The 21,785-nt window shown below is 69.7% G+C and carries 16 protein-coding genes; 1 reads left to right on the plus strand and 15 read right to left on the minus strand.

The window, feature by feature from the left end:
- Positions 1–3: 3 nt before the first annotated feature.
- The 3 genes from PLE19_06175 to PLE19_06185 form a co-directional block, all read right to left on the minus strand.
- Positions 4–1,314 carry a hypothetical protein gene (locus PLE19_06175; protein ID HPD14515.1) on the minus strand — a complete coding sequence of 437 codons (1,311 nt, stop codon included), beginning with the start codon at positions 1,312–1,314 and terminating at the stop codon, positions 4–6.
- A 1-nt stretch (position 1,315) separates the two neighbouring features.
- Positions 1,316–2,233: a WD40 repeat domain-containing protein gene (locus PLE19_06180; GenBank protein ID HPD14516.1), complete on the minus strand. Its 918-nt coding sequence runs from the start codon at positions 2,231–2,233 to the stop codon at positions 1,316–1,318.
- 79 nt (positions 2,234–2,312) lie between these two features.
- Entirely contained in the window at positions 2,313–3,245 is a 933-nt protein-coding gene (locus tag PLE19_06185; protein HPD14517.1) for a sugar phosphate isomerase/epimerase, read from the minus strand.
- A gap of 196 nt (positions 3,246–3,441) precedes the next feature.
- On the opposite strand from PLE19_06185, the gene PLE19_06190 reads away from it, so the two are divergent.
- Positions 3,442–3,657 carry a hypothetical protein gene (locus tag PLE19_06190; protein HPD14518.1) on the plus strand — a complete coding sequence of 72 codons (216 nt, stop codon included), beginning with the start codon at positions 3,442–3,444 and terminating at the stop codon, positions 3,655–3,657.
- Positions 3,658–3,774: 117 nt separating this feature from the next.
- On the opposite strand, the gene PLE19_06195 is transcribed toward PLE19_06190, so the two are convergent.
- The 12 genes from PLE19_06195 to PLE19_06250 form a co-directional block, all read right to left on the minus strand.
- A complete protein-coding gene (locus tag PLE19_06195) occupies positions 3,775–4,140 on the minus strand; it encodes a cupin domain-containing protein (GenBank protein HPD14519.1) in 366 nt (121 codons plus the stop codon).
- A complete protein-coding gene (locus tag PLE19_06200) occupies positions 4,137–5,264 on the minus strand; it encodes a Gfo/Idh/MocA family oxidoreductase (protein HPD14520.1) in 1,128 nt (375 codons plus the stop codon). Before PLE19_06200 ends, PLE19_06195 begins: the two co-directional genes overlap by 4 nt.
- A gap of 4 nt (positions 5,265–5,268) precedes the next feature.
- The gene (locus tag PLE19_06205; GenBank protein ID HPD14521.1) at positions 5,269–6,264 is read right to left on the minus strand and encodes a hypothetical protein; all 996 of its coding nucleotides are present in this window, start codon (positions 6,262–6,264) and stop codon (positions 5,269–5,271) included.
- 12 nt (positions 6,265–6,276) lie between these two features.
- The gene (locus PLE19_06210; GenBank protein ID HPD14522.1) at positions 6,277–8,382 is read right to left on the minus strand and encodes a DUF5060 domain-containing protein; all 2,106 of its coding nucleotides are present in this window, start codon (positions 8,380–8,382) and stop codon (positions 6,277–6,279) included.
- On the minus strand, positions 8,379–11,489 hold the full coding sequence (locus PLE19_06215; GenBank protein HPD14523.1) for a PQQ-binding-like beta-propeller repeat protein: 3,111 nt from the start codon (positions 11,487–11,489) through the stop codon (positions 8,379–8,381). The genes PLE19_06210 and PLE19_06215 overlap by 4 nt, the downstream gene beginning before the upstream one ends.
- Complete coding sequence (locus PLE19_06220) at positions 11,471–14,260, minus strand: family 78 glycoside hydrolase catalytic domain (protein ID HPD14524.1); 2,790 nt, start codon at positions 14,258–14,260, stop codon at positions 11,471–11,473. Before PLE19_06220 ends, PLE19_06215 begins: the two co-directional genes overlap by 19 nt.
- A 1,029-nt stretch (positions 14,261–15,289) precedes the next feature.
- A complete protein-coding gene (locus PLE19_06225; GenBank protein HPD14525.1) occupies positions 15,290–16,414 on the minus strand; it encodes a hypothetical protein in 1,125 nt (374 codons plus the stop codon).
- 96 nt (positions 16,415–16,510) lie between these two features.
- Positions 16,511–17,257: a hypothetical protein gene (locus PLE19_06230; protein ID HPD14526.1), complete on the minus strand. Its 747-nt coding sequence runs from the start codon at positions 17,255–17,257 to the stop codon at positions 16,511–16,513.
- Positions 17,258–17,341: 84 nt separating this feature from the next.
- Positions 17,342–17,884 (minus strand): NYN domain-containing protein, encoded by a 543-nt coding sequence (locus tag PLE19_06235; protein ID HPD14527.1) that lies wholly within the window; start codon positions 17,882–17,884, stop codon positions 17,342–17,344.
- 16 nt (positions 17,885–17,900) lie between these two features.
- Complete coding sequence (locus PLE19_06240) at positions 17,901–19,172, minus strand: dihydroorotase (protein HPD14528.1); 1,272 nt, start codon at positions 19,170–19,172, stop codon at positions 17,901–17,903.
- 176 nt (positions 19,173–19,348) lie between these two features.
- Positions 19,349–20,272: an aspartate carbamoyltransferase catalytic subunit gene (locus PLE19_06245; GenBank protein HPD14529.1), complete on the minus strand. Its 924-nt coding sequence runs from the start codon at positions 20,270–20,272 to the stop codon at positions 19,349–19,351.
- Positions 20,273–20,316: 44 nt separating this feature from the next.
- Positions 20,317–21,687: a Gfo/Idh/MocA family oxidoreductase gene (locus tag PLE19_06250; GenBank protein HPD14530.1), complete on the minus strand. Its 1,371-nt coding sequence runs from the start codon at positions 21,685–21,687 to the stop codon at positions 20,317–20,319.
- Positions 21,688–21,785 lie beyond the last annotated feature (98 nt).

Here is a 21,785-nt window from a genome sequence, read left to right on the forward strand (position 1 = left end):
TGGTCACAAGCGCCTGAAGCGAGCCAGGCGCTCGCCCTGGGCTTCGATGAGGGCGTCGAGGATGGCCTCGGGCTCGCGGAAGTTGAGGACCATGGGGTCGCAGGCCAATGCCTGAAGCGCCTTCTCGCGGCTGCCCTCCAGGGCCGCGTCCACGAGCAATTCGTGGGCATACACTTGTGCGAGGCTCCAGCGGGCGGCCTGCGGGGGCAGTTCGCCGACGAAGACCGGGCTGGCGCCGCCCGCTCCGATGACGGCCTTCAACTCGAACACGGCCCAGTCGGGCACGTTGGTCACGGCGCCGCGGTTGGGGGTGTTGACGTAGTCGAGCCGCTCGACGCCAAGGGCGAGGGCGCGAATCTGCTCGCCCATGCTCTCGGGCGAGGCGGCGGACGGGATTGCGGGCGGGAGCTTGCCTCGAGCGCGAAGCTGGAGCTGGGACGGCTCCTTGCTCAGCTCGCGGGCGAGGGCGCCCTCGCGAATCATGTCCGACCGCCATTGCATGCCGTAGGGCAGTTCCTCGGGCTTGGTGGGGATGCGGGCGTGGGGGAAGAACTCAACGATGTGGCGGTCGCCGGCAATGGGGTAGAGGCCGAAGAGGGCCAGCACCTCGCGGGCGAAGGTGCGGGTCGGCTCCGGCGCCGCGGCCAGGATGCGGCGCTTCAGCTCGGGATAGACGTCCCGCCCCTTGTGCCGGATGCCCAGGAGCCACAGGATGTGGTTGGGGCCGGCGGCGGTGACGTGCAGTTCCTCGGCGGGGAGGCCGAGCACCTTGGCGAACCAGCGGGTCTCATAGGCCACGTTGTGGCAGTACCCGATGGTGCGGATGCCGGTGGCCTTGATCACCGCGCGGCAAATGGGGGCCATCGGGTTCGAGTGGTTGAGCAGGAAGGCGTGAGGGCAGTAGCGGGCCATCTGGCGCGCGATTTCCACGTAGATCGGGATGATGCGGAGCCCCTGGGAGATGCCCGAGGGGCCGACGCTGTCGCCGGTGGTCTGGATGATGCCGAGGCGAGCGACGGCGTCAACGTCGGCCTTGTGCCAGCGCTGGCCGGGCCCGTGGACGCCGATGGAGCCGATGGCGAAGTCGGCGCCGTCGAGCGCGCGCGGCAGGTCGGCCGTGGCCGTGAGCTTGAGCTTCGCCCCGGCCGCGGCGATGATGCGCTGCCCCGCGCGGCGCACGACGCCCATTCGCCTGGGGTCCACGTCGTAAAGCACCACGGAACAGCCTGCGAGGTCGGGTGTCGTGGCCAGCTCGCCGATCACCTGCTCGTGGTAGAAGCTGCCGCCGCCCAGAAGGACGATCTTGCTCTTCATCTCACTTCCCCACTTTGCTCACGTCCCAGAGGTGGATCGTGCGGTCTTCACTGCCGCTGGCGAGGGTCTTGCCGTCGGGGCTGAAGGCGAGGGCGGAGACGGCGCCCTCGTGGGCCCTGAGGGTGGCGGCCAGATGCCCCGTCTGGGGGTTCCAGAGCTTGACGGCCCCCTCGGGGCCGCCGGTGGCGAGGAGCGCGCCGTCGGGCGAGAAGGCCAGCGGCGAGTTCGGAGCGCATTGGGGCAGCGTGCGGAGCAGCCGCCCGCCCTTGGTGGCGAAGAGCTGCACCGTGGGCGCGTCGCTGCCGGAGGCGAGCATCCCACCTGCGGGCGAGAACGCCACCGTGATCTTGCCCTTGCCGTTGAGAAGGCTGATGGCTTGGCTGCCCGTCGTGACGTTCCACAGCAGGAGTCGGCCGAAGCGGCCGCCTCCGGCGAGCAAGGCGCCATCGGGCGAGAAGGCCGCCGAGTGCGCGCCCCAGCGAATGGTCATCGTGTGAAGGGCATTGCCGCTGGCCACGTTCCACAGCTTCACCGCCTCGTCGCCATCGCAGGCCGTGGCCAGCAGCTTGCCGTCGCGCGAGAAGGCCACGGCGTTCACGCCGCCCTTATGTCCGGCGATGTCGCGAATGACCTTGCCGGAAGCCGCGTCGAGCAGCCGCAGCGAGGTGTCGCCGCCGCCGACGGCCAGCGTCTTGCCGTCGGGCGAGAGGGCGAGGCACGCCACGCTGCCCTTCTCGCCTCGGTGGCACTGCTTGAGCTCGCCCGACTGTGCGTCCCAGAAGTAGATCGCGGCATCCACGTAGCTTCCCGCGCTGATGAGCGTTCTGCCGTCGGGCGTGAAGGCCAGGCCGCCGATGAGCGACAGGTGGCCTTCGAGCGTGAGGGCCGGCTCGGGCGCCTCCTCGCCGGCGAACGCCATAGCCAAGAGGAAGAGACAGAGATGTAGGGCGTGCATACTTGCACGCGGAACCCAGGACGACGACGAGGACGATCGGGGCCTATACATTGCCCACCCCGCTCTTCGCAATCAGGGCCTTCATCTTCTCCATGCACAGGCGCGCGACCTCGAAGGGGTCCTTCTTCCAGAGTTCCTGGTTGAACAGCTCGACCGAGAGCGGCCCGCGGAAGCCGCTGGCCCACAGGTCACGGAGCAACTGCGGCAGCGGCAGAATGCCGTCGCCAGGCAAAATGCGGTCGCCGTCGCGGAGCTGGAACTGTTCGGGCTCCTTCGGCACGTCGTTGATGTGCCACACGGCGTAGATCGCGCCGGCCAGGTAGCGCACGCCTGCAAAGGACGAGCCGCCGCGGTAGAGGTGGAACGAGTCAGGCACGATTCGCGCGTCGGGGCTATCGGCCTCGATGGCGATGGCCGCCGCCTGGCCCAGGGTGTGGACGCCCTTGATCGGGCCGAGGAACTCGATGGCCACCGTGATGCCAAACTCCTTGCCCAGGGCGAGCAACTCGCGGTAGCGTTTCGCCGCCCAGCGCACGTCAAGGTCCGGCCGGTCGGGCCCGGGCACGGCGGCGATGTGCTTCGCCCCGACCTTCGCCGCCTGGGCAAGCTGCGGCTTGAGCTGCTCGTAGCGCTTCGTCTTCTCCTCTTCGTCCACCGGCATCGAGTTCCAGATGCCGATGACATTGGGCACTTCGAGCCCGAGGTCTGCCAGCAGCTTCCTCAGGTCCTCGAGCGGCCGCCCATCCTTCTCGTGCCTCGACAGATCGCCGCTCCACAGCTCGATCGAGTCGAAGCCCGCCTTGGCCGTCGCCCGGATCTTGTCTTCCAGGCTGGCGCCGCGCAGGGTGCTGGTGTTGATGCCCAGCCTCCACTTGCCCGCGGCGGGCGCAGGCTCGGCGGCGCGCGCCGGGAGCACGACTGCCGCGGCTCCCAGGCCGCCCGCTCCAATCCACTCGCGTCGCGTCAGGCTGCTCATGCGTCTCGGGTTCTCCTGTGCCGCCCCTCCGTCGCCGCCCAATCATAGGGAATGCCGGCCGACAGGTCAACCGACGCATGGCCCTCGTTGCGATTCAGGGGCCGCGCCACACTTGACAAAGGCCCGCCTGATCATCTATGCTATTGACGCAAGGTGGCATTGTGGCCACTGCAGGCAACTCTTAGGGGACGTTGATATGTGGAGAGCGTTGCTGGCTGCGGTGTTCGCCGGTTCGATGGCCCTGGGCACCATGGGGTGCGGTGAGGAGTCCGCCCCGCCTCCCCCAGAGAAGAAGCAGTCCAAGATCGAGGGCATCATCAAGAAGGCCGGCGAGGAAGTGAAGAAGGGCGTCGAGGAAGTCAAGAAGGACGCCGAGGATGTGAAGAAGGCGGTCGAGGACGCGACGAAGTGAGTTCGTTGGCGGCCTCTCGCCAATGCACGCCTTGAGCCGTCCGACTCAGGCTGCACGCCAACGGGGCGGGCCTTTCGCACGAAGGGCCCGCCCCGAGCGTTCTGGGGGCGGCGCCGTTCACGGTTCGGTGCGGAAGCCGCGGTCGCCGGACGAGTAGGCCACGACCATCTCGGCGTCCTCCTCGCCGATGCTCGTGGCGTTGTGGGGCACGCCGGCATCGAGCACGAGGGTGTCGCCCGGCTCCAGGACCACCTGGGCGTCGCCCATCGTGTGGCGAAGTCGTCCTCTGAGCAGGTAGAGCGCTTCCTCGCAGTTCGGGTGGCTGTGGCGGGGGTTTGACATCCCCCTCCGGATCACCACACGGCCCAACGTCAGCCCCTGGGCGTTGCCGATTCCCCGCCCTGCGAGCCACGTGAGGCTGCCCCAGCGCTCCTCGACGCGATGCGCGGCGGCCTCGGCTGCGGTTCGGATGTTGCTGCTCATGACTCGCGCTCCTGGAGGGGGATTGGCTTGCCTGGCCCCGCGGCGAAGCCCTCGAAGATGCGCGTCACTTGCCAGGCCTGCCGGAGCGTGCCCTTGGCGGGGGGACGTCCTTCGAGGATCGCTCGGGCGAACTCGTTGACCTCGCCGTAGTAGCCGAGCAGGAACAGCCCCTTGTTGTAGAGCTGGCCGAGGGAGAATTCCGGCTCCCACGAGGCGGTGGCCTGGCCAGGCGCGCCCGTGTAGTAGTTCGGCGCGCTGCCGTAGCCGGTGCCCGTCTCGTACGGCGGCGACCGGTGGAGGCGGATGCGCAGGTTGTTCTCCACGACGACGTGACTGCCTGAATCGGAGACGAGGGTAGTGCGCTCCATTCCCCCGTCGCGCGACGAGCCATGGGTGAAGGCGAGCAAGGCCACCGCGCCCGAGGCGAAATGGAACGTGGCGGCGCCGGCGCCATTGTCGCTCCGCTCATAGTAGAGGCTGGCCGGCATGCCCAGCAGGAAGACCATCAGCGAAGCAGGATGGCACAGGTGGTCGAGAAAGCCGACGGCGCCGCTCACTTTCTCGCCGGCGAAGTACCGCATCAGTTCTTCCTGCGTCGGCACATACTGCGGGTATTGGAGCAGGGCGAGCTGGACGCGGCCGAAGCCGGGGGCCGAAATCAGTTCCTTCGCCTTCTCGTTGGCAGGGAAGAACATCTTCTTGAGGCCCACCATCGCCACTTTGCCGCTCGCCTCGGCGGCCTGCTCGATGGCCTCGATCTCGGCGCAGGTTGCCGCTGGCGGCTTCTCCATCCACACGTGGCGCCCGGCGCTCAGGCAGTCCGCCGCGATCTTCGGATAGAGCGGCCTGCCGCGCTCGTCGTAGCCCACAACGATGAACACGGCATCCAGTTCCTCGCGTGCGAGCATGGCCCGGTAGTCGGCGTAGGCGGCTTGGGCGCCGAACTTGGCCGCGAAGGCCTTGGCCCGCGCGAGGTCGAGATCGCACGTCGCCACCAGGCTCACGGGGGCGAACTGAAACGTCGGGTAGATGTTGCGGAACGCGTGGGAGCCGCAGCCGATGAAGCCGGCGCGAATCTCCGGCTCGTCCACCAGACGCCCATGAAAGCCGATGTGCACGGACATCCTCTCACTTGAATGTGTAGGTGCGGGTCCAGCGGAAGGTCTCACCCGGCCTGATGCTGAGGGCGCAGTAGGCTTCCGGGCTGGCGGCCAACGGGTCGGCGTAGTAGGCGAAGGTGGAGACCGGAAAGTCGCCCGACACCACCACCTCCAAGCCGTTCGCCTGGTTGCGGATGCGGAAGTGCTCGCCCCGCGAGTCGGCCACGCCGCGAAAACGAGCGTAGGTTCCTGCCTTGACCATCTCGGTGAAAGCGAGGGTGCGGCCCGACACGGCCATGGGCGGCTTGGGCGCGATGTCCACCGTGAGCGGGAAGCTCGTCGTCACCACGTAGTCGGGGCCGGGCGGCGCGCCGTCGAAGGCGAAGAAGTCGTGGCAGTACTGGTCGCTGGCGATCGGCTTCTCGCCCGTGTTGGTCAGGTAGTGTTCGATCCGGAGGACGGGCTCCTTCGGGTCAAGGACGATGTGTTTCTCGTAGCGGTAGGCCGTGCCCTTGAAAGGCTTGCCCTCCTGCACGAACGTGGCCAAATCGGGCCGCACCGTGACCCGCCAGGGAAAGCGCTCGGCCACCTCGAAGGGGTCGAAAAAGAAGTAGTCGGGCCGCTCGGGCCGCTTGAGGAGGCCGACGCCGAGCTTGAGGAAGGGTTCGCCCACCTTGGCGTCCTCGTAGCTCACGGCCGCGCCGATGCCTATCTCCTCGATGAGGCCCACGCCGCCCAGGCGTTCGCCGCGCGGCTCCTTGCCCAGGAACGTGTGCTTGCCGTCGAGCGTCACCTGGAGCACCACGCCCCCGCACTCGAATCGCTGGCCGGCGTAGGCGGACGACGGCTGGTCGGGCACCATCAGCGTGGCCTTGAGCCGCCCGCTCTGGATCGTGAACTCTCCCGCCTTGATCTCGGCTTCGGTCAATGGCCTGCCCTTTCCATCTGGCCGGGCCTTCTGCCACGGCGCGCACGCCGCGGCCAGCAGCGCCGCGCACAGCATGCCCATGCTTCGTGCAACCATTGTGCTTCTCCCCTACCGAGTGATCTTCACCGCGATGTCCCGAGAGAATGCGGGAATCCTGAGGTCCAGACCGTTCGCCGCCTTGGCCTTGTCGGGCGCGGCGGGCTTGCCGTCCCAGGTGTTCCACCACTCGACCTTGTAGTCGCCGGGGGCGAGGCCCTGGAGGGTGAGCGTGGCGCCGGTGATCTCGGCGGGCTTCGCGCCCTCGTGGGCGATCTTCCACCACGTGGCTTGGGGGTCGGAGACCCAGAGGTAGGCGCAGCCGTCGCCCTGAAGGCCTACGAGCCGCAGCCCTTTGTCCACCGTGGCCGTTGCGGAGCGCAGCTTCGCGGTGGTGTAGGGGATATCCTTCACGAAGGCCGAGACCGGCTTGTAGTGGTGGTACTGGTTCCTCTTGTGCACGTCGTCCCACCACCAGCTCATGACGGTGCTGGACATGCCGGAGAGGGCCGAGGCCCAGAGGGCGTTGTGGAGGTGGGTGTAGTCCGTGTCGGCGTCGTATTCGGGCGAGCGGCCCCACTTGTCGTCGGCGAGGCCGAACTCGCTGAAGAGCACGGGCTTGTTCGGCGCGGCCTCGCGGGCGAGCTTGACGCGCGAGAGCACGCTGGCCACCTCGTCCTTGAACAGGTCCTTCTCGGCGGGGCGCATGTAGTAGTGGAAGTCGGCGGTGTCGAGCTTCGGATGCTTGTAGTCGCGCGAAGGCGAGTGCCAGGTGCTGGTGCAGCGGATGCGGCCGTAAGGGTCGAGGCTCGTGACCTGGTCGCCCAGTTCGCCGTAGAAGCGTTCGAGGGGCAGGCCGGGGTCCTGCTCGTTGAAGTACTCCCAGGCGGCGACGTGGGGCGAGTAGCCCCAGCGGGCGACGAAGTAGCGCACCAGGTTCCTCGCGTGGCCGAGCATGCGTTCGTAGGCGGGGCTGCCCGCGTTCCGCAGGTTCTTCATGTAGTGGTCGCGGGTGAGCATGGTGAGCTGGAGGTAGACGCCCGCGGCCTCCGCCGTCTCGACCAGCGCGTCCACGATGCGGCAGTCGAGGGGGTTGTACCAGCCGAGGAGCGGGCGATTGGGGTCGGCTTCCCAGAGCAGTTCGGGGCCGCCGGCGGCCTCGCGGAGCGAGAGATCGCGGAGATACGTGGTGCCCTTGGCCGTCGAGCGGAAGGCCAGGCGCTCGAGCCACCACTGGTTGTCGCGGGTCCCGAACTCGTGCTGGAACGGCGTCCAGCCCTTGCCGCCCTTGAGCTCGATGGTGCCGCCTGCGCCGAGGTCAAGGGCGATGCCCGCGCCCGAGGCGTTTCGCACCTTGCCCGTCAGGCGGTACTTCGTGCTGGCCTTGACGGCCAGGGGCCTCGTGGGTTGGAAGGTGATCGCCGCGTTGGCGTCGCCGATGATGGCCAGGCAGCGGTCGTCGGAGTGGAAGCCGTCGCGATCGGGCATGGCCACGATAGGCGGGTCCCAGCTCCACGAGCGGCCCCAGCCGCTCTTGCGGGCCTCGACGGCCATCGCCCAGTCCTCGCAGCAGCACCAGATGCGCGCGTAGTTTGCGCCGTTGTCACCTAGCTTCTGGAGCATCTCGCCCTGCTTGTAGGAGTCGGTGATGAAGGCCACGTTCTGCCCGATGGGGAAGAAGGGGGAACCGTCGGTGAACTCCAGGAAGCGGGGGTCCTTGGCCGACACGCGCACGAAGCCCCTCCCCTGCCCTGGCGTGCACTGGAAGTCGGCCGGGGCCGAGCGGACGGTGCCATCGCGGGTCGTCACCACAGCGGCGGCCGACCAGTTGCCCGTCTCGTTCGGGGCGAAGCGCGCCCGCCAGCCGGGCGCGCCGCTGGGGTAGAGCCATTCGGTGGGGCGGCCGCTGTGCGGCCGCTGCTCGCGCTCGACGGGCTGGAACCAGAAGGCAGGGTAGACGAGCTTCTTGCCGCTGGGCGCCGTGAGCTCGAGCGACACGTCCGCCTCGGCCGCATCGTACGGGTTGACCGCGGCGATGTTGGTCGTGATGGCGAACTCGATCCTGCCCAGGCGCGCGACCTGCTTCGCGGCGGCCTCGATGGCCACCTGCCGCTCCGCGGCGCTGGCCGCCAGACAGAGTCCCTGGATGATGAAGGCGATGCGGCTGGCTCGGCTCATGGCGGCGTTCTCCCTTCGAGTTGCGCGGGCTGGGCGCCCGCCCAGCCGGCCACTTCGGGCATGTGCACCATGGCGAACGACATCTGGATCGGGTAGTTGCACACGCAGCCGACGGCGTAGTCGGGCACGCTGAGGATGCCGTCGGCGGCGATGAGGCTGTTCGAGCAGCCCGAGCGCGCGTTGCGCACGTGGTGGCGCTCCCCCGTCGCCGCCTCCACGTAGCAGACCGTGCGGTCGCGCAGGAAGTAGAGGTGTTCGCCGCCAACGGCGTAGTTGCAGCCGCCGCGGGGCAGGAGCGGCACGCTGCCCTTGGGCCCGCCGGTGCGCGCGTCGTAGACATTGCCGTTCTGGTCCACGAAGGCGTCGCCCCGCAGGATGAGGGGCTGGGCGCCGACGCGGCCCTCCCAGGCAGGCTTGCCGCTGGCGGCGTCGAAGGCGCGGGCTTGGCTGAGCTTGCCAGTGAGCAAAAGGCCCAGGCCGTCACACAGAGCCAGCCAGTCGTCGTTACCGCGGATAGCGGTCCAACCGCCGGGCCCGTAGACGCGGAAGGGGGTCTCAATGGTGCGGCTCCAGCGCACGGCGCCCGAGCGGGCGTCGAGGGCGAGGATTTCCGAGGAGGCGGTCTTCGGCGCCTCCTTCGGGTCGGTGAGCGCGGCCGTGAGGGTCGGGGAGGGCGAGTCGATGGCGAACACGGTCCCTCCCCCCAGGGCGAGGGCATGGTTGTTGAAGCGGTGCGTCGCCTGCCGCGTCCAGAGGGCCGCGCCCGTCCTGCGGTCGAGGGTGACGAGGGCCGTGCTGTCCCAGAGCCCCTTCTCGATGATGCGCACCTTCTCGAAGGCATAGGCGATGAGGACGACGTCGTCGCCCACGCGGATGTCGGAGACGAGGGGCTTGCGGCCCTTCTCGTCCTGGGCCTGGAAGGTGAACTTCGTCTTCTCGATGCCCGTGGCGGGGTCGAGGACGATGCAGGCGTCGCCCGCGGCCACGTAGACGCCGTCGGGCTGCGCGGCGAAGCGGGTGAACGCCTCGGTCTTGACCTTCCACAGATGGCGGCCCGTGTAGGCGTCGTAGGCGAAGAGCGCGCGCATCGGCAGCGAGTAGGCGAACACGCGGCCGCCCACGACTTGCGGCTTCACGCCGATGCCGTAGTCGTTGTTCGTCCAGAACTCGTCCTCGCCGCCCTGGCCGTACCAGAGGATGCCGAGCGGGGGCTTGACGAGCTGGTCCTTCGAGAAGTAGGACCGGCGGGCGTCGGCGCACTCGTGGGTCCACCAGGCCGAGCCGGGCAGCGGGCCGTCGCGCTTCACCACCCCGGCCTCGTTTCCCTCTTCGACGATGAGAGTGCCGCCATAGGGGTGCAGAACCTCGCGGAGTCTCTCGGCCGCGTCCCTGTTGGGGAAACCCGTTTCCGAGACGATCAGGCTGGCGAGATAGGGCGGCAAGGGGAAGGCGAAGGGGTCGCCGACGAAGAGCTCGGCTCGCGTGCCATAGATGCCTGCCGCCACCAGCTTCTCGTGGAAGGCCCGCACCTTCGCGGCATCGGCGTCCACGCCGATCACCCGCACGTTCGGCTGCGCCGCCAGGCGGTAGAGCCACCGGCCGTCGTGGAGGCCGAGGACAAGGGCATAGCCCTGCGACGCCGGGAAGGAGCGTTCGGGAACCTGGGGCAGCGGTGCGGCCTCGAGGGGCCAGGTCGTTGTCTCCCTCTTGTCGCCGCCGAAGCAGAACAGGCCGCCCTCCTTCGTGGCGACGAAGAGCTTGCCGTCAGCGGCGGCGAGCGAGGAAGGTGTGCCGTCGAGGGCGTGTTGCCAGGCGACCTTCGGCTGGCCGCCCTCGGCGGGAAGCTCGACGGCGAGGAGGGTCTTGCCCGCGTGGCCGTAGAGGCGGTTGCCCGCCTTGATCAGCGTGTCGCTCACGGGCTTGCCCTTCGCGTGCTCGGTCTCCAGCTTCCACAGCTCGGGCAGGTCCCAGCGCCACGGCCTGGCGTCGTGAGTGCCGTAGAGCTTCGTCTCATATTCCGAGACGGCGGGACGTGTGAGGTCGTAGGCGTAGAAAGCACCCTGGTACGCGCCGTAGAGGATGCCGGGCGTGAGGGCGGCCCAGGCGGAGATGCCCGGCTGCTTGATGTAGTCGAAGATCGGCCCCTCGAACAGCTCGAACTTCTTGGGGTCGAAGCGGGCCGGCGCGTCCTTGCCTGCCTGGCCGAAGCGGCTGCCGACCTCGCGGCCCGTCGTGAGGTCCACGGCCCCCGCCCGGCCGACGAACGCCAGGTTGCCCACCACCGCCAGGCGGCAGTCGCCGCGGCGGTAGCCCTGCACGTAGCGCAGCACCTTGCCGGTCTTGCGGTCGAGCACGGCCGGCATCGAGCGGCCGTTCGGCACGACGAGCAGGTCGCCGGCCACGGCGAGGTGTCCCTGCGGCGCGAGGCCGGTGTCGAACAGCTCGTTGTGGTCAATGCGCACCTTCTCGATGAGCTGCGCCTCGGCATTGCGCCAGAGGACGCGGCCCGTCTCGGCCTCGACGGCGGCGACGAAGACGCCCAGCATCGGCCACAGGCCGGCGCCGAAGTAGATGACGCCGTCGGCGAGGACCGGGCCGCCGCGGACGGGCCAGTAGGAGATGAGGCGGCCGTTGCCGAGGTGGCGGCGTTCGGGCCGCTGGTCGGGCGCGCCCCTCACCTTCCAGCGGAGCGCGCCCGTCGCGGCATCGAGGCAGTAGAGCCAGCCGTCGTCGGAGCCGAAGCACACACGGCCGCCCCACGCCACGGGCGCGAGCCTCACGGGGCCGTTGGCGAGGAACGACCAGCGCTGCTCGCCTGTTTCGGTGTCGTAGGCCGCGAGCGTGCCGTGGTTCGCCGAGGCGAGGAAGAGCGTCGTGCCCAGCACGACGGGCTCGCACGAGGCGTCGAAGTGCAGCCGAGCCTCCCTCGGCCACGCGGGCACGGGCGGGGCGAGCCTGCGAACCCAGCGCAGGTGGAGTTCGGCGGGCAGGGCTTCGGCGGTCGTCCCGCTGCGCTGCGCGTCGCCCCGCCACGCGGGCCAGTCGGCGCCCGGGGCAGAGAGCGCTGGCAGGAACCCCAGCACGGCGATCAGCCGGGCACGTCGCATGTCGCCTCCTTGCCATTCAGCAGGAACAGCCCTTGGCGAGGCAGGATGGCGCGGACGGCGAGACCCTCGGGCGCGCGAACGCGCAGGGCAAAGGGCTTGCCGGCCTCGTTCTCCCATTGCACCTCCACGTCGCCCCGCGGCGTGGGCATCGCGCCGCGGCACCAGGTGAGGTCGCACGGGTGCGGCTCGACGATGGCGGGCTCGAAGCCCGGCCCGCCCGGGCGCACGCCGAGGACGTGGGTGCTGAGGAAGTACGTGGGCGCCGCCGACCATGCGTGGCAATGGCTCCGCGTGAGCCGGTCGCTCGTGCTCGACCAGGTTTCCCAGAACGTCGTCGCGCCCAGGTCCATCATCCGCCCCCAGTCGCGGCGGATCGTGTCGAGGAAGTCCTGGTGTCGTCCCTCGCGCAGGTAGCCCTCGAGAAGAAAGAACTCGAAGAAGGGGCTGCCCGCCTTCACGAAGCCCTCGGGGGGATTCTGCACGATGTCCCAGCAGCGGCGCGCGCGCGGGCCCCTGGCCACTCCGGCGATGTAGGCCGCCGTCTGCGTCTGCTGGCTGAAGACAGGGCTGTGGGCGCCGTCGCGCAGGCAGTCGGTGTAGGCGCGCCTCTCCTCATTCCAGAGGCGCGCGTTGATGGCGTCGGAGAGCCCGTCCGCCATCGCCCGCCACGATGCGGCGAGGGCGCCCTCGCCAAGCCAGTCGGCCAGTTCGGCCGCGTCGCGCAGGGCGTGGACCATCTGGCAGTTCTGGTGCGTCACCACGCCGCGGGGCGGGGTGTCCATCGGCGCCCAGTCGAACATGTTCCACGCCCGGATGTCGAGGAGGCCGTCGGCGTTGATGTGCTTCGCGAGGCCCTCGATGTTGCGGCGGATGAAGCCGAGCAGTGCCCGCCCCCGCTGGCGGTCGCCCGTGAAGAGGACGAACTCGCGGCACGAGCGCATCCACAGCAGGCTCCAGGCGGTGAGGACGTTCTGCCAGGCGCTCGGCACGTGGCTCTCGGTGACGGGCGAGCGGTCGAGGCTGTGCCCCGTCTGCTCGAGACAGTGGAACCACAGGCGGGGGTCGCCGTTCACCGCCCAGTCAATGAGGGCCTCGTTGCGCGCGTCGCCCACCCAGTGGGTCTGCTCGTAGGTGGGGCAGTCGGTGTAGGTGTCCTCGGCGCAGCAGCGCAGGGTGAGCGCGCCGGCGGCCCAGATGCGGTCGAGCTGCGCGTCGGAGCAGGCGAATCGCCCGCGTCGGTTCTGGGGATAGGTGCTGAAGACGACGTGAACGCCCCGAAGCTTCGCGGGGCCGGTGAGGTTGCGCAGGATGAGGTAGCTGTACTGGAAGCCGCGGCGCACGAGGCTGCGGAACGCCTGGGAGCCCTCGCGGCAGATGTACCGGAGGCTGTTGTTCATCCCCTCGGCCAGGTTGTAGCGGCCGTCGGGCTGGATGAACTCGAAGTTGTGGAAGTCGAGGATGGTGCCCTCGGGCGCGGCGACCTCGAAGGCGTGGCTGCCGATCAACTCGTGGCCGAAGTCGAGCAGCAGGCGCACGTCGCTGCCGCGGGCCGGCGGGTGTACGATGGTCCAATCGCTGCCCGAGAGCAGGCCATCGGCGTTTTCGAGCCGCATGTCGCCTGGCACCACGCGATCGGTGTAGGCCTGCACAAAGGCGTCGGCTTCAGGCAGGTGCTCGGGCCGCACGGGCTGGAAGCAGGCCTCGCGCGCCCAGGCGGACACGTCGCAGGCGTCCCAGAACGCCTCGCCGCGCGCGGAGGTGGCGCCGGAAACGAGCGGCTGGGCGAGCACGGCCGAGGCGTCCATGTGGCCTTCGGCCTGGCGGCGTTGGTCGTTGCGGAGTTCGAACGGCCCAAGGACGGCCCACGGGCTTCCGCCGCCCTCGCCGAGCGCGCGAAAGCGCAGCTCAGGCGGCCCGTCGAGCGCGACGACGAACTGCGGCAGGTGGTGCGCGGGCGGCCGGGCGACCAGGGAGTTCCAGCCCGCGTTCAGCGTCGCGCGCCCGTCCTCCACCAGCTTGCCATTCACCTTCATCGGGCCGGGGTGCTGGTGGGGGATGCGGAACGCCACGTCGGTCGCACACGGCGACCAGACCTGGGTGGCGAGGTAGTAGTGGGCGAAGACGAAGTTCGACGAGGAATCCTGCGGCGCGATGTAGGGCTTGGCGTAGATCGTGAAGCGGTGCGGGATCGAGCGGACTGCCTCGACGCTGACCAGCCGCTTCGGCAGGACCGGCTCCTGGGTGAGAAACGGGATGTCGCGCGGCAGCAGCTCGCAGTGGAAGCCGTCGTGGGCCGGGCGGAGGGCTTGCGCGCGCGGCCACGAGCCATCCTCGTAGCCGGGCTGCGTCCACGGCTCGGCCCGCCGCGCGTCGAACTGTTCTTCGAACGCCTCCTGCACGCTGATGCGGGGCGTCGCCGAGACGAAGCCTGGCGCGGCCTCCGCGAGCCAGGCTTCGTCGGTGAACACGGCGGTGCCCGCCAGGTCAATCTGCGCCAGGAGGCCCGGGGGGCCCGGAAGGTACTGGAACGTGCCCTCGCCGAAGTAGTTCACGAGCACGGCCAGCACGTTGTCGCCCCGCCGAAGGTGCGGCGCGAGGTCATAGGTGTCATATCGCCAGTGGGCCGGCCAGCAGCGGACCGGCCCGTGGCCGAGGTAGATGCCGTTGACGTAGGCGGTGTAGCGGGAGTCGGCGGTGAGGCGCAGCGTGGCCGGCCCGCTCTCGTAGGCGAAGCGGCGCCGGAATGCGACGAATGCGTTTCGCTGCGGCATCTTCTCCGCCGCCCATATCCACGACCCTTGCCAGGATGTCCGTGCCTCGGTCATGTTCCTGCTCTCTCTGGAATCGGTGATCGGCAGCCACTATTGACTCTTGCGCAGGCAATGCCAGGCTCTGTCATGCCGAGCGAACAGGAGCCACAAGAGGAGCCGTGCATGACAGAGTATATCGCATTGGACTGCCATAAGCACCACGCGCTGATGAAACGCGAGGAGGCGACGGGGAACTGTGCCCTGCGAGGCCGAGGAAGAATGGATGCGACACGCCCTCCGAACACGCTCATGCCTCCCCCAGAGGGCGAAGAGATGATGGCTCTTTGGGGTTTGGCGATCTCGCCTCGCCTGGCCGGTGGAGGGTGTGGGCACGCCCTCTCCTGGCGGACCTGGGGGTTCCTGGGGAGGGCTGTGCCGAGTGGCTGGCGGGCGTCGCCTGTCCATGCTGTATCAACCCTGTGAGGAGGAGAGTGATACAGCATGGGTAGATGGGCGAGAATGGGCGATTCTCGCGGCTCCGGCCATATTCGCTCATCTGTGGGATGAGCAAGCATGTGAGCGGGAATGGCCGGAGGGCGCAAGGCGTTGCGGCATAGAGGGTTATGGCAAGGCCTCGCCGCCGCAGCCCTCGTCCCGCGGTCCCCATCGGCTGCCGCGTCGGGATCGCCAGACCCTGATGAGCCAGATGATTGGGTTCGTGTCCCCACGAATCGTGCGTTCGCCCTCACCGCGAGTCCCCGCCGGGCGGGCCATCGGAGCAGGAGAGCCCGTGCCGCATCTGCGCGCACCGCCATCGAGCGCTTTCCCCCTTGACAGCCGCACTTTCAGAGATACTGCTCCGGCCGCGAACCGGGTTCTCAGCGGCCGGAACCACGGGGCGTCGGCCAGGGCCTCCAGCGTAGCCGCAAGCGTCCCGCTTGCGATGGTTCTCGACAACCGAGACGCTTGTCGCTACACGGAGGGATGCAGACTGATTCGCGGCCGGAGCAGCAACAAGCTTGTGCGCGCGCAGTCCGGCGAGCCGGTGAGCTAGGCCTCGACCTTCACGGCGCAGACCTGGAAGCGGCCGTCCACAGTGTCGTTGTAGAGCAGCCAGCGCGAGTCGGCCGAGAAGCCGGCCTCGACGTGCTGCCCGCGGAACGGCGCGTGGGGCGTGTGCACCGTGGCCACCGGCGCGAACTCCACCTTGGGACTCCCCCAGGCAAACGGCGCCAGGTGTACGAAGCGGTGTCCCTCGGTGCCTTCGCCGCAGACCCAGCGGCCGTCGGGCGACGCGGCGATGTGGGTGTGATAGCAGTTCAGCGGCTCGGAGAGGAACACCTCGTTGCCGGCGAGGTCGGCGATGCCCAGGCGCGCCGGCACAGGGGCGCGCTCGCACCAGGGCAGCTCGAAGAGTGTCGGGTCGCCGCGGCGGTCCTGGTACGTGTAGCCCACGTGCTCGCCGCCCGGCCACCAGAACTCGTGGGTCACGACCTCGAAGGTCTCCTGGTGGCGGATGCGCCGCAGCTCCGAGCCGTCCACCCGCACCGTCCACATCCGCTGGCCCAGGCCCTCGAGCATGTCCTTGGCGAACCTCAGCAGGCCGGGGTCGGTGGGCGACGTATCGAGGTGGAAGAAGCAGAATTCGATCGACTCAGCGAGTCGGGTGACGGCGCCCGAGGCGAAGTCGTAGGCCCAGATGCGGCCGTGGCGCGGGCGGGCGAGGAAGCGCCAGAGGGCCGTGGCGTCGCGGGTGGTGGGCACGGGGGGCGAGGCGTCCTCCTGGATGTTCTGGCGCAGGATGACGGTGCGCCCGTCGCAGGTGACGTCGGAGAGGTGGCCGGGCGCCTCCTGGGGCACCTCGCCCACGGGCTGGGGCGAGCCGTCGGGCAGATCCACCGCCCACACCTTGCGGCCCAGCTCGGGCAGGAACCACAGGCGCCCGGTCTCTTCGTTGAGCTTGAGGAACTGCGCCACGAAGAGCTTCTTGGGCCTCACGTCGCCGCTGTCGGGGTCCAGGAGCACCACGTTGCCGTCGCTGTGGCGGCCCCAGGCGAGCACGAAGCCGCCCGGCACGCGGCGAGGAAGGCGGAAGTAGCCCAGCGTGGCGCCCTGCGGCAGATCGGTGAGCTGCCGCACGGCGCGTCCCGTGTGCGGATCAACCCATTCCTGCATGCGGAGGCCCTCGTCCTGAGTCGCTGGGGCGCGCCCTCGCGCCCCGACCTGGAGTATACCGTGCGCGTCGCGCCGGCGCAACCTCCGGCCACGGGCTCATGGGCTGGGGGGAGCCGAGCTGCGCAGCGCGGCCCGCACCTTGGCCCACAGGGCCTCGATGGCCGCCTCATTCTCGGCGTAGAACCTGGTTTTCGAGCACTCGCGGCGCAGCCGGTTCAGGTGGCTCTCTGCCGTCAGCCACACGCGGTCGGACGCCGTGCGCTGGGCGTCGTTGAACAACTGCCTGGCCCAGACCTCCAGTGGGTCAATCGGCGCCTCGGGGGCGATGGCGGTCGTGGGGTCCACCTTGGGCACGGGCTTGGACCGCGGCCGCCGGCTGAACATGCCCGATGAGATGGCCACAATGCCCACGATCATGCCCACGCCCAGCAGCCCGCCGATGATCGTGTAGAGGACGATCCGATGCGCTTCTCGCTTGTGGGCGGCCACGAGTTCTTCCCGCGATCGGTGCGCGTGCTCGCCGTGAGGGCCGCTGGCCGGCCCGTGCACGATGCGGCCGGGCGCGCGGGTGGGCTGTGTCTGCGCGGGCGGCGCGATGTCTGGCGCGGCGGGTTCCGCCGGCGGTGCGATGTCGGGGATCGCCGCCGCCTGCTCCGATGGGGGGGCGATGTCGGGGATGGCGGACGACGGCTCGGCGGCCTCGGCGGGGGGGGCCGGGGCCTCGGCTTCCCTGGGCACGGCGAGCGTGGTACGGCACTTCGGGCACTCGACCTGGTCGGCGAGCGCCGGGTCATACTCGAGCAACTGGCCGCACTGGGGACACTCCCCGTAGTGTCGGGTCATGGCCACGCCCCTCCGTTGGCTCCCGCGCGAGGGGGTTTCTCGCGTCACGTGGATGCTACCGGTGCGCGGCCCGGATGTCAAGCCTCAGCGCGAACGGTGGCGGGGGCGCCTGGCCCCGAGCGGCATCCGCCGGTCGGGGCCCGCCTCGCCGAATGCCTGGAGGAACTCGTCCATCTCCTCGGCCGATGGCCGGCCGGTCTTGGCGTCGCGCTCGGCCTCGTCGGGCGCCGCGCGCTGGGCCTCGAGCCGGCTCTCGCGCAGGAAGACCTGCGACGGCACCACGGTCGCGCCGCGCGCCGCGCAGGCGCGCATCAGCTCGCCGTCCGAGGTCACCACGCGCAGCTTCCTGGGCGCGGGGCTCGCCTCGACGAGGCGGCGGATCTCGTCGTCGGCCGTGTGAGGCGGGTGGGTGTGGAGGATGCGGAGGCCGCTCTCTTTGCGGTCGGAGTGCGCTCCGCCGCGGAACCGGCTGCTGTCGAAGACAACTGTTGCGGGCTCGCCTGTGGTGCTGTGGTGGCGGATCAGGCTGCCCACCAGTTGCTCCTGAGCGGCTTCCAGGACCTCGGGGTTTGGGGCTTTGCCGCCGAGCATGGCGAAGAGCACGTTGTAGCCGTCGAGGATCAGCATGAGACACCAGGGCGTTTCAGGCTCGGAACTTCACGGCTCCGCCCACGAGGGTGGCGGCGGCGCGGCCGCGCACCTTCCAGCCGTGGAAGGGGCAGTTGCGGCTCCGGCTGCGGAAGGCCGCGGCGTCAATCGTCCACTCGGCCTCGGGGTCAATCAGCGTGATGTCCGCGGGCCGGCCGGCCGCGAGCGTGCCTGTCTCAAGGCCGAGGATGCGCGCGGGGTTGCACGTGAGGGCGGCGAGGGCCTGCGGCCAAGTGAGGATGCCGGGCTCGATGAGCCGGGTGACGAGGACGGGCAGCAGGGTTTCGAGGCCGATGACGCCGAAGGGCGCGGCCTTGAACTCCACAGCTTTCTTCTCGGCGGCGTGGGGCGCGTGGTCGGAGACCAGGCAGTCGAGCGTGCCATCGGCGAGGGCGGCGCGCAGGGCGGCCACGTCGGCGTCGCTGCGCAACGGCGGGTTCATCTTGAGGTGGGTGTCGAAGCTCTGCACCGCCTCGTCGGTGAGCACGAGATGGTGGATGGCCACGTCGGCGGTGACGGGCACGCCGCGCGCCTTGGCGTCGCGGATGAGGCGCACGGTGCCCGCCGTGCTGGCATGGGTGACGTGGAGGCGCGCTCCGGCCGTAGCCTCGGCGAGGATCAGGTCGCGGGCGACCATGACCTCTTCGGCGGCGGCGGGGATGCCGCCGAGGCCGAGCTTGACCGACCAGAGGCCCGCGTGCATCACGCCGCCGGCGAGGGCCTTGTCCTCGCAGTGCGCGATGAGGGGCTTGCCGAGCATGGCGGCGTATTGGAGCGCGGTGCGCATCAGGCGCGGGTTCTGCACGCCGTCGCCGTCGTCGGAGAAGGCGACGGCGCCGGCGCGGGCCATCTGGCCCATTTCGGCGAGGCGTTCGCCCTTGCGGCCGGCGCTGATGGCGCCCACGACGAGCACGCGCGCCAGGCCCGCCGCCTCGGCCTGCCGGAGCTGGAAGGCCACGGAGGGCTCGTCGTCCACGGGCGGGTCGGTGTTGGGCATGACGGCCACGGTGGTGAAGCCGCCGGCGACGGCGGCCGCGGCGCCGCTGGCAATGGTCTCTTCGCGCTCGTTGCCCGGTTCGCGGAAGTGCACGTGCAGGTCGATCAGGCCGGGGGCGACAATCAGGCCGCGGGCGTCCAGCGTCCTCGCCCTCTTCGTCACGCGGCCGACCGCGGCGATGCGGCCTTTCTCGATCAGCACGTCGGCCCTCTGGTCGAGGCCCTGCGCCGGGTCAATCACCCGTCCGCCCCTGATCACCAACTCAGCCACGGCGAATCCCCTTCACTGCAAGCACCCTGGCGTCGGGACTCGTGCGCGCACGTCTGGGGGATGAATGGAGGGATGGATGGGTGGATGGGTGTCAGACAGTCATCCATTCATCCAACCATCCAATCATCCCCTTGGGTTGCAGCGCAAGGCCCGATGCCACCTACGCCGCACCGGATTCACCTCCCCCCTGCGACCAGCGCCAGCACGGCCATGCGCACGGCCACGCCGTTGGTCACTTGTTCGAGAATCACCGAGCGGCAGCCGTCGGCCACATCGGGCGTGATTTCGACGCCGCGGTTGATCGGGCCGGGGTGCAGCACCAGGACGTCGGGCTTCGCACGCTTGAGCCGATCGGCATCGAGGCCGAAGAGGCGCGAGTACTCGCGAATGGAGGGGAAGGGCTGCTCCTCGAGCCGCTCGGTCTGGATGCGGAGCATGTTGATCACGTCCACGTGCGGTAGCACGTCGTCGAGGCTGTGCGCCACCTGGGCGCCGAGTTTCCGGAAGGCGCCGGGCACGAGGGTAGGGGGCCCGACGACGGTGACCTCGGCCCCGAGTTTGCGCAGGCCGTAGAGGTTCGAGCGAGCGACGCGGCTGTGGGCGATGTCGCCCACGATGGCCACGTGGAGGCCGGCGATGCGGCCGCGGCGCTGGCGGATGGTGAGGATGTCGAGGAGGCCCTGGGTGGGGTGCTCGCGCTGGCCGTCGCCGGCGTTGATGATCGAGGCGCGGATGCTGCGGGCGAGGAGTTGCGGCGCGCCCGAGGCGCCGTGGCGCATCACGGCGATGTCAATGCCGCCCATCGCCTCGATGTTGCGGGCCGTGTCCACCAGCGTCTCGCCCTTCGAGGTGCTGGAGACGGCGACGTCGAAGTTGAGGACGGTGGCCCCGAGGCGGCGTTCGGCCAGCTCGAACGAGGTGCGGGTGCGGGTGCTGGGCTCGAAGAAGAGGTTGATGACGGCCTTGCCGCGCAGGTCGTCGCGCGGGGCGTCGTTGCGAGCGACGAGGGGGCGGAAGTCGTCGGCCAGGTCGAGCACGCGGGTGATTTCGGCGGCCGAGTAGTCCTCCAGCCCCAGCAGGTGCTTGTGCGTCCAATCCACGGGGTTGCCTCCGGGCGCTTCGGCCGCGCGTCGCGCATCGGGGCTCAGACTTCCCAGCCTTTGCGGTACTCGCGCTTGACGAAGCGGTTGATCTCGGGCATGTTGGTGCACTCCATCTTCTCGACATCCCAGTCGAGCTTCTTGCCGACTCCGGCGAACATAGCCAGGTGGCCGGTGAGCACCCAGGCGGTGAGGGGGCCGGCGGCGTCGGGGAAGTTGGAGGCGGGTGTGCCGCCGTTGCGGATGCACCAGAAGAGGTCCTCGATGGGGCCGCCGTGGGCGCGGGGCAGGGTCTTCTCGGGCGGCTTGAAGTCGTTGCGCCGCTCTTCGGTGATGATGTAGGGCTCGTGGCCCATGAGGCCCTTGTCGCCGATGAGCAGGCTGGCCTCGCCGAACTTGCGGTCGTACTTCTTCTCGACCTCTTTCATCACCTCGGGCTTCAGGTCGCCGTGGTCGTAGGCGTAGACCTTGCACGGCGGCTGGCCCTCGCGCTCGGGCAGCTCCCACAGGAGCACGTTGTCCTGGGGATACATCTCCTCGCTGCCGCCCTTGGTGTGGAGGCAGGTGACGGAGAACTTCTTGAGGGTGTAGATCTTGAGCGGCCAGAAGATGCGGGCGAGGTGGTGGCAGGCCATGTCGCCGATGGTGCCGGTGCCGAATTGGCGCCACGAGCGCCACGAGAAGGGGTGGAGGCCGTCGTGGTAGTCGCGGTGCGGGGCGGGGCCAAGCCACTCGTCCCAGTGCAGGCCCTCGGGCACGGGCTTCGAGGCGGGCCGGCCGCCGCTGCCGCCAAAGTTGCGGCCGAGGATGGTGTGGGTCTCGGTGATGTTGCCGATGGCGCCGGCCCAGGTGAACTCGACGAGGCGGCGCATGCCCTCGTCGCAGTAGCCCTGGTTGCCCATCTGGGTGCAGACCTTCTTCTCGCGGGCCGCCTTGGCGAGGGCGTAGCACTCGTAGATGTTGTGGGCGAGCGGCTTCTGGGCGAAGGCGTGCTTGCCGAGCTGGATGGCGCGAATCGAGGCCGGGGCGTGATGGTGGTCGGGCGTGCCGGTGAGCACCACGTCGAGGTCCTTGTGGCACTCGTCGAGCATCTTGCGGTAGTCGGTGTAGACTTTGGGCGGGGGAGCGTCCTTGGCGCGTTCCTGGACGATCTTCATCGCTTCGGCGGCGCGCTTGTCCTCGATCTCCACGATGGCCACGAGGCGCTCGCGGAGGCCCTGGTCGAGGCTGTAGCCGCCCATGCCGCGCGCGCCCACCACGGCCACGCCGAGCTTCTGCGCGGGAGCGTCGGCCGCCAGAACGGTGAGGCGGCCGCCCAGGGCCGCCGCGCCGGCCGCCGCGGCCGCGCCGAACCGCAGGAACTCGCGCCGCGCCATCCCCTCCGCCCGTTTCGCCCGCCTGCCTTCGCCTGCCACGTCTCTTCTCCTGTCGGCAAGGGTATCCTTACTCCCGAACCGCGCACGATTCTAGCCATTTGCCGGCGACTGCGCAAGGCATTCCATCGCCGCCCCGT

The organism is Planctomycetota bacterium (genome assembly GCA_035384565.1).
Lineage (GTDB): Bacteria > Planctomycetota > PUPC01 > DSUN01 > DSUN01 > DAOOIT01.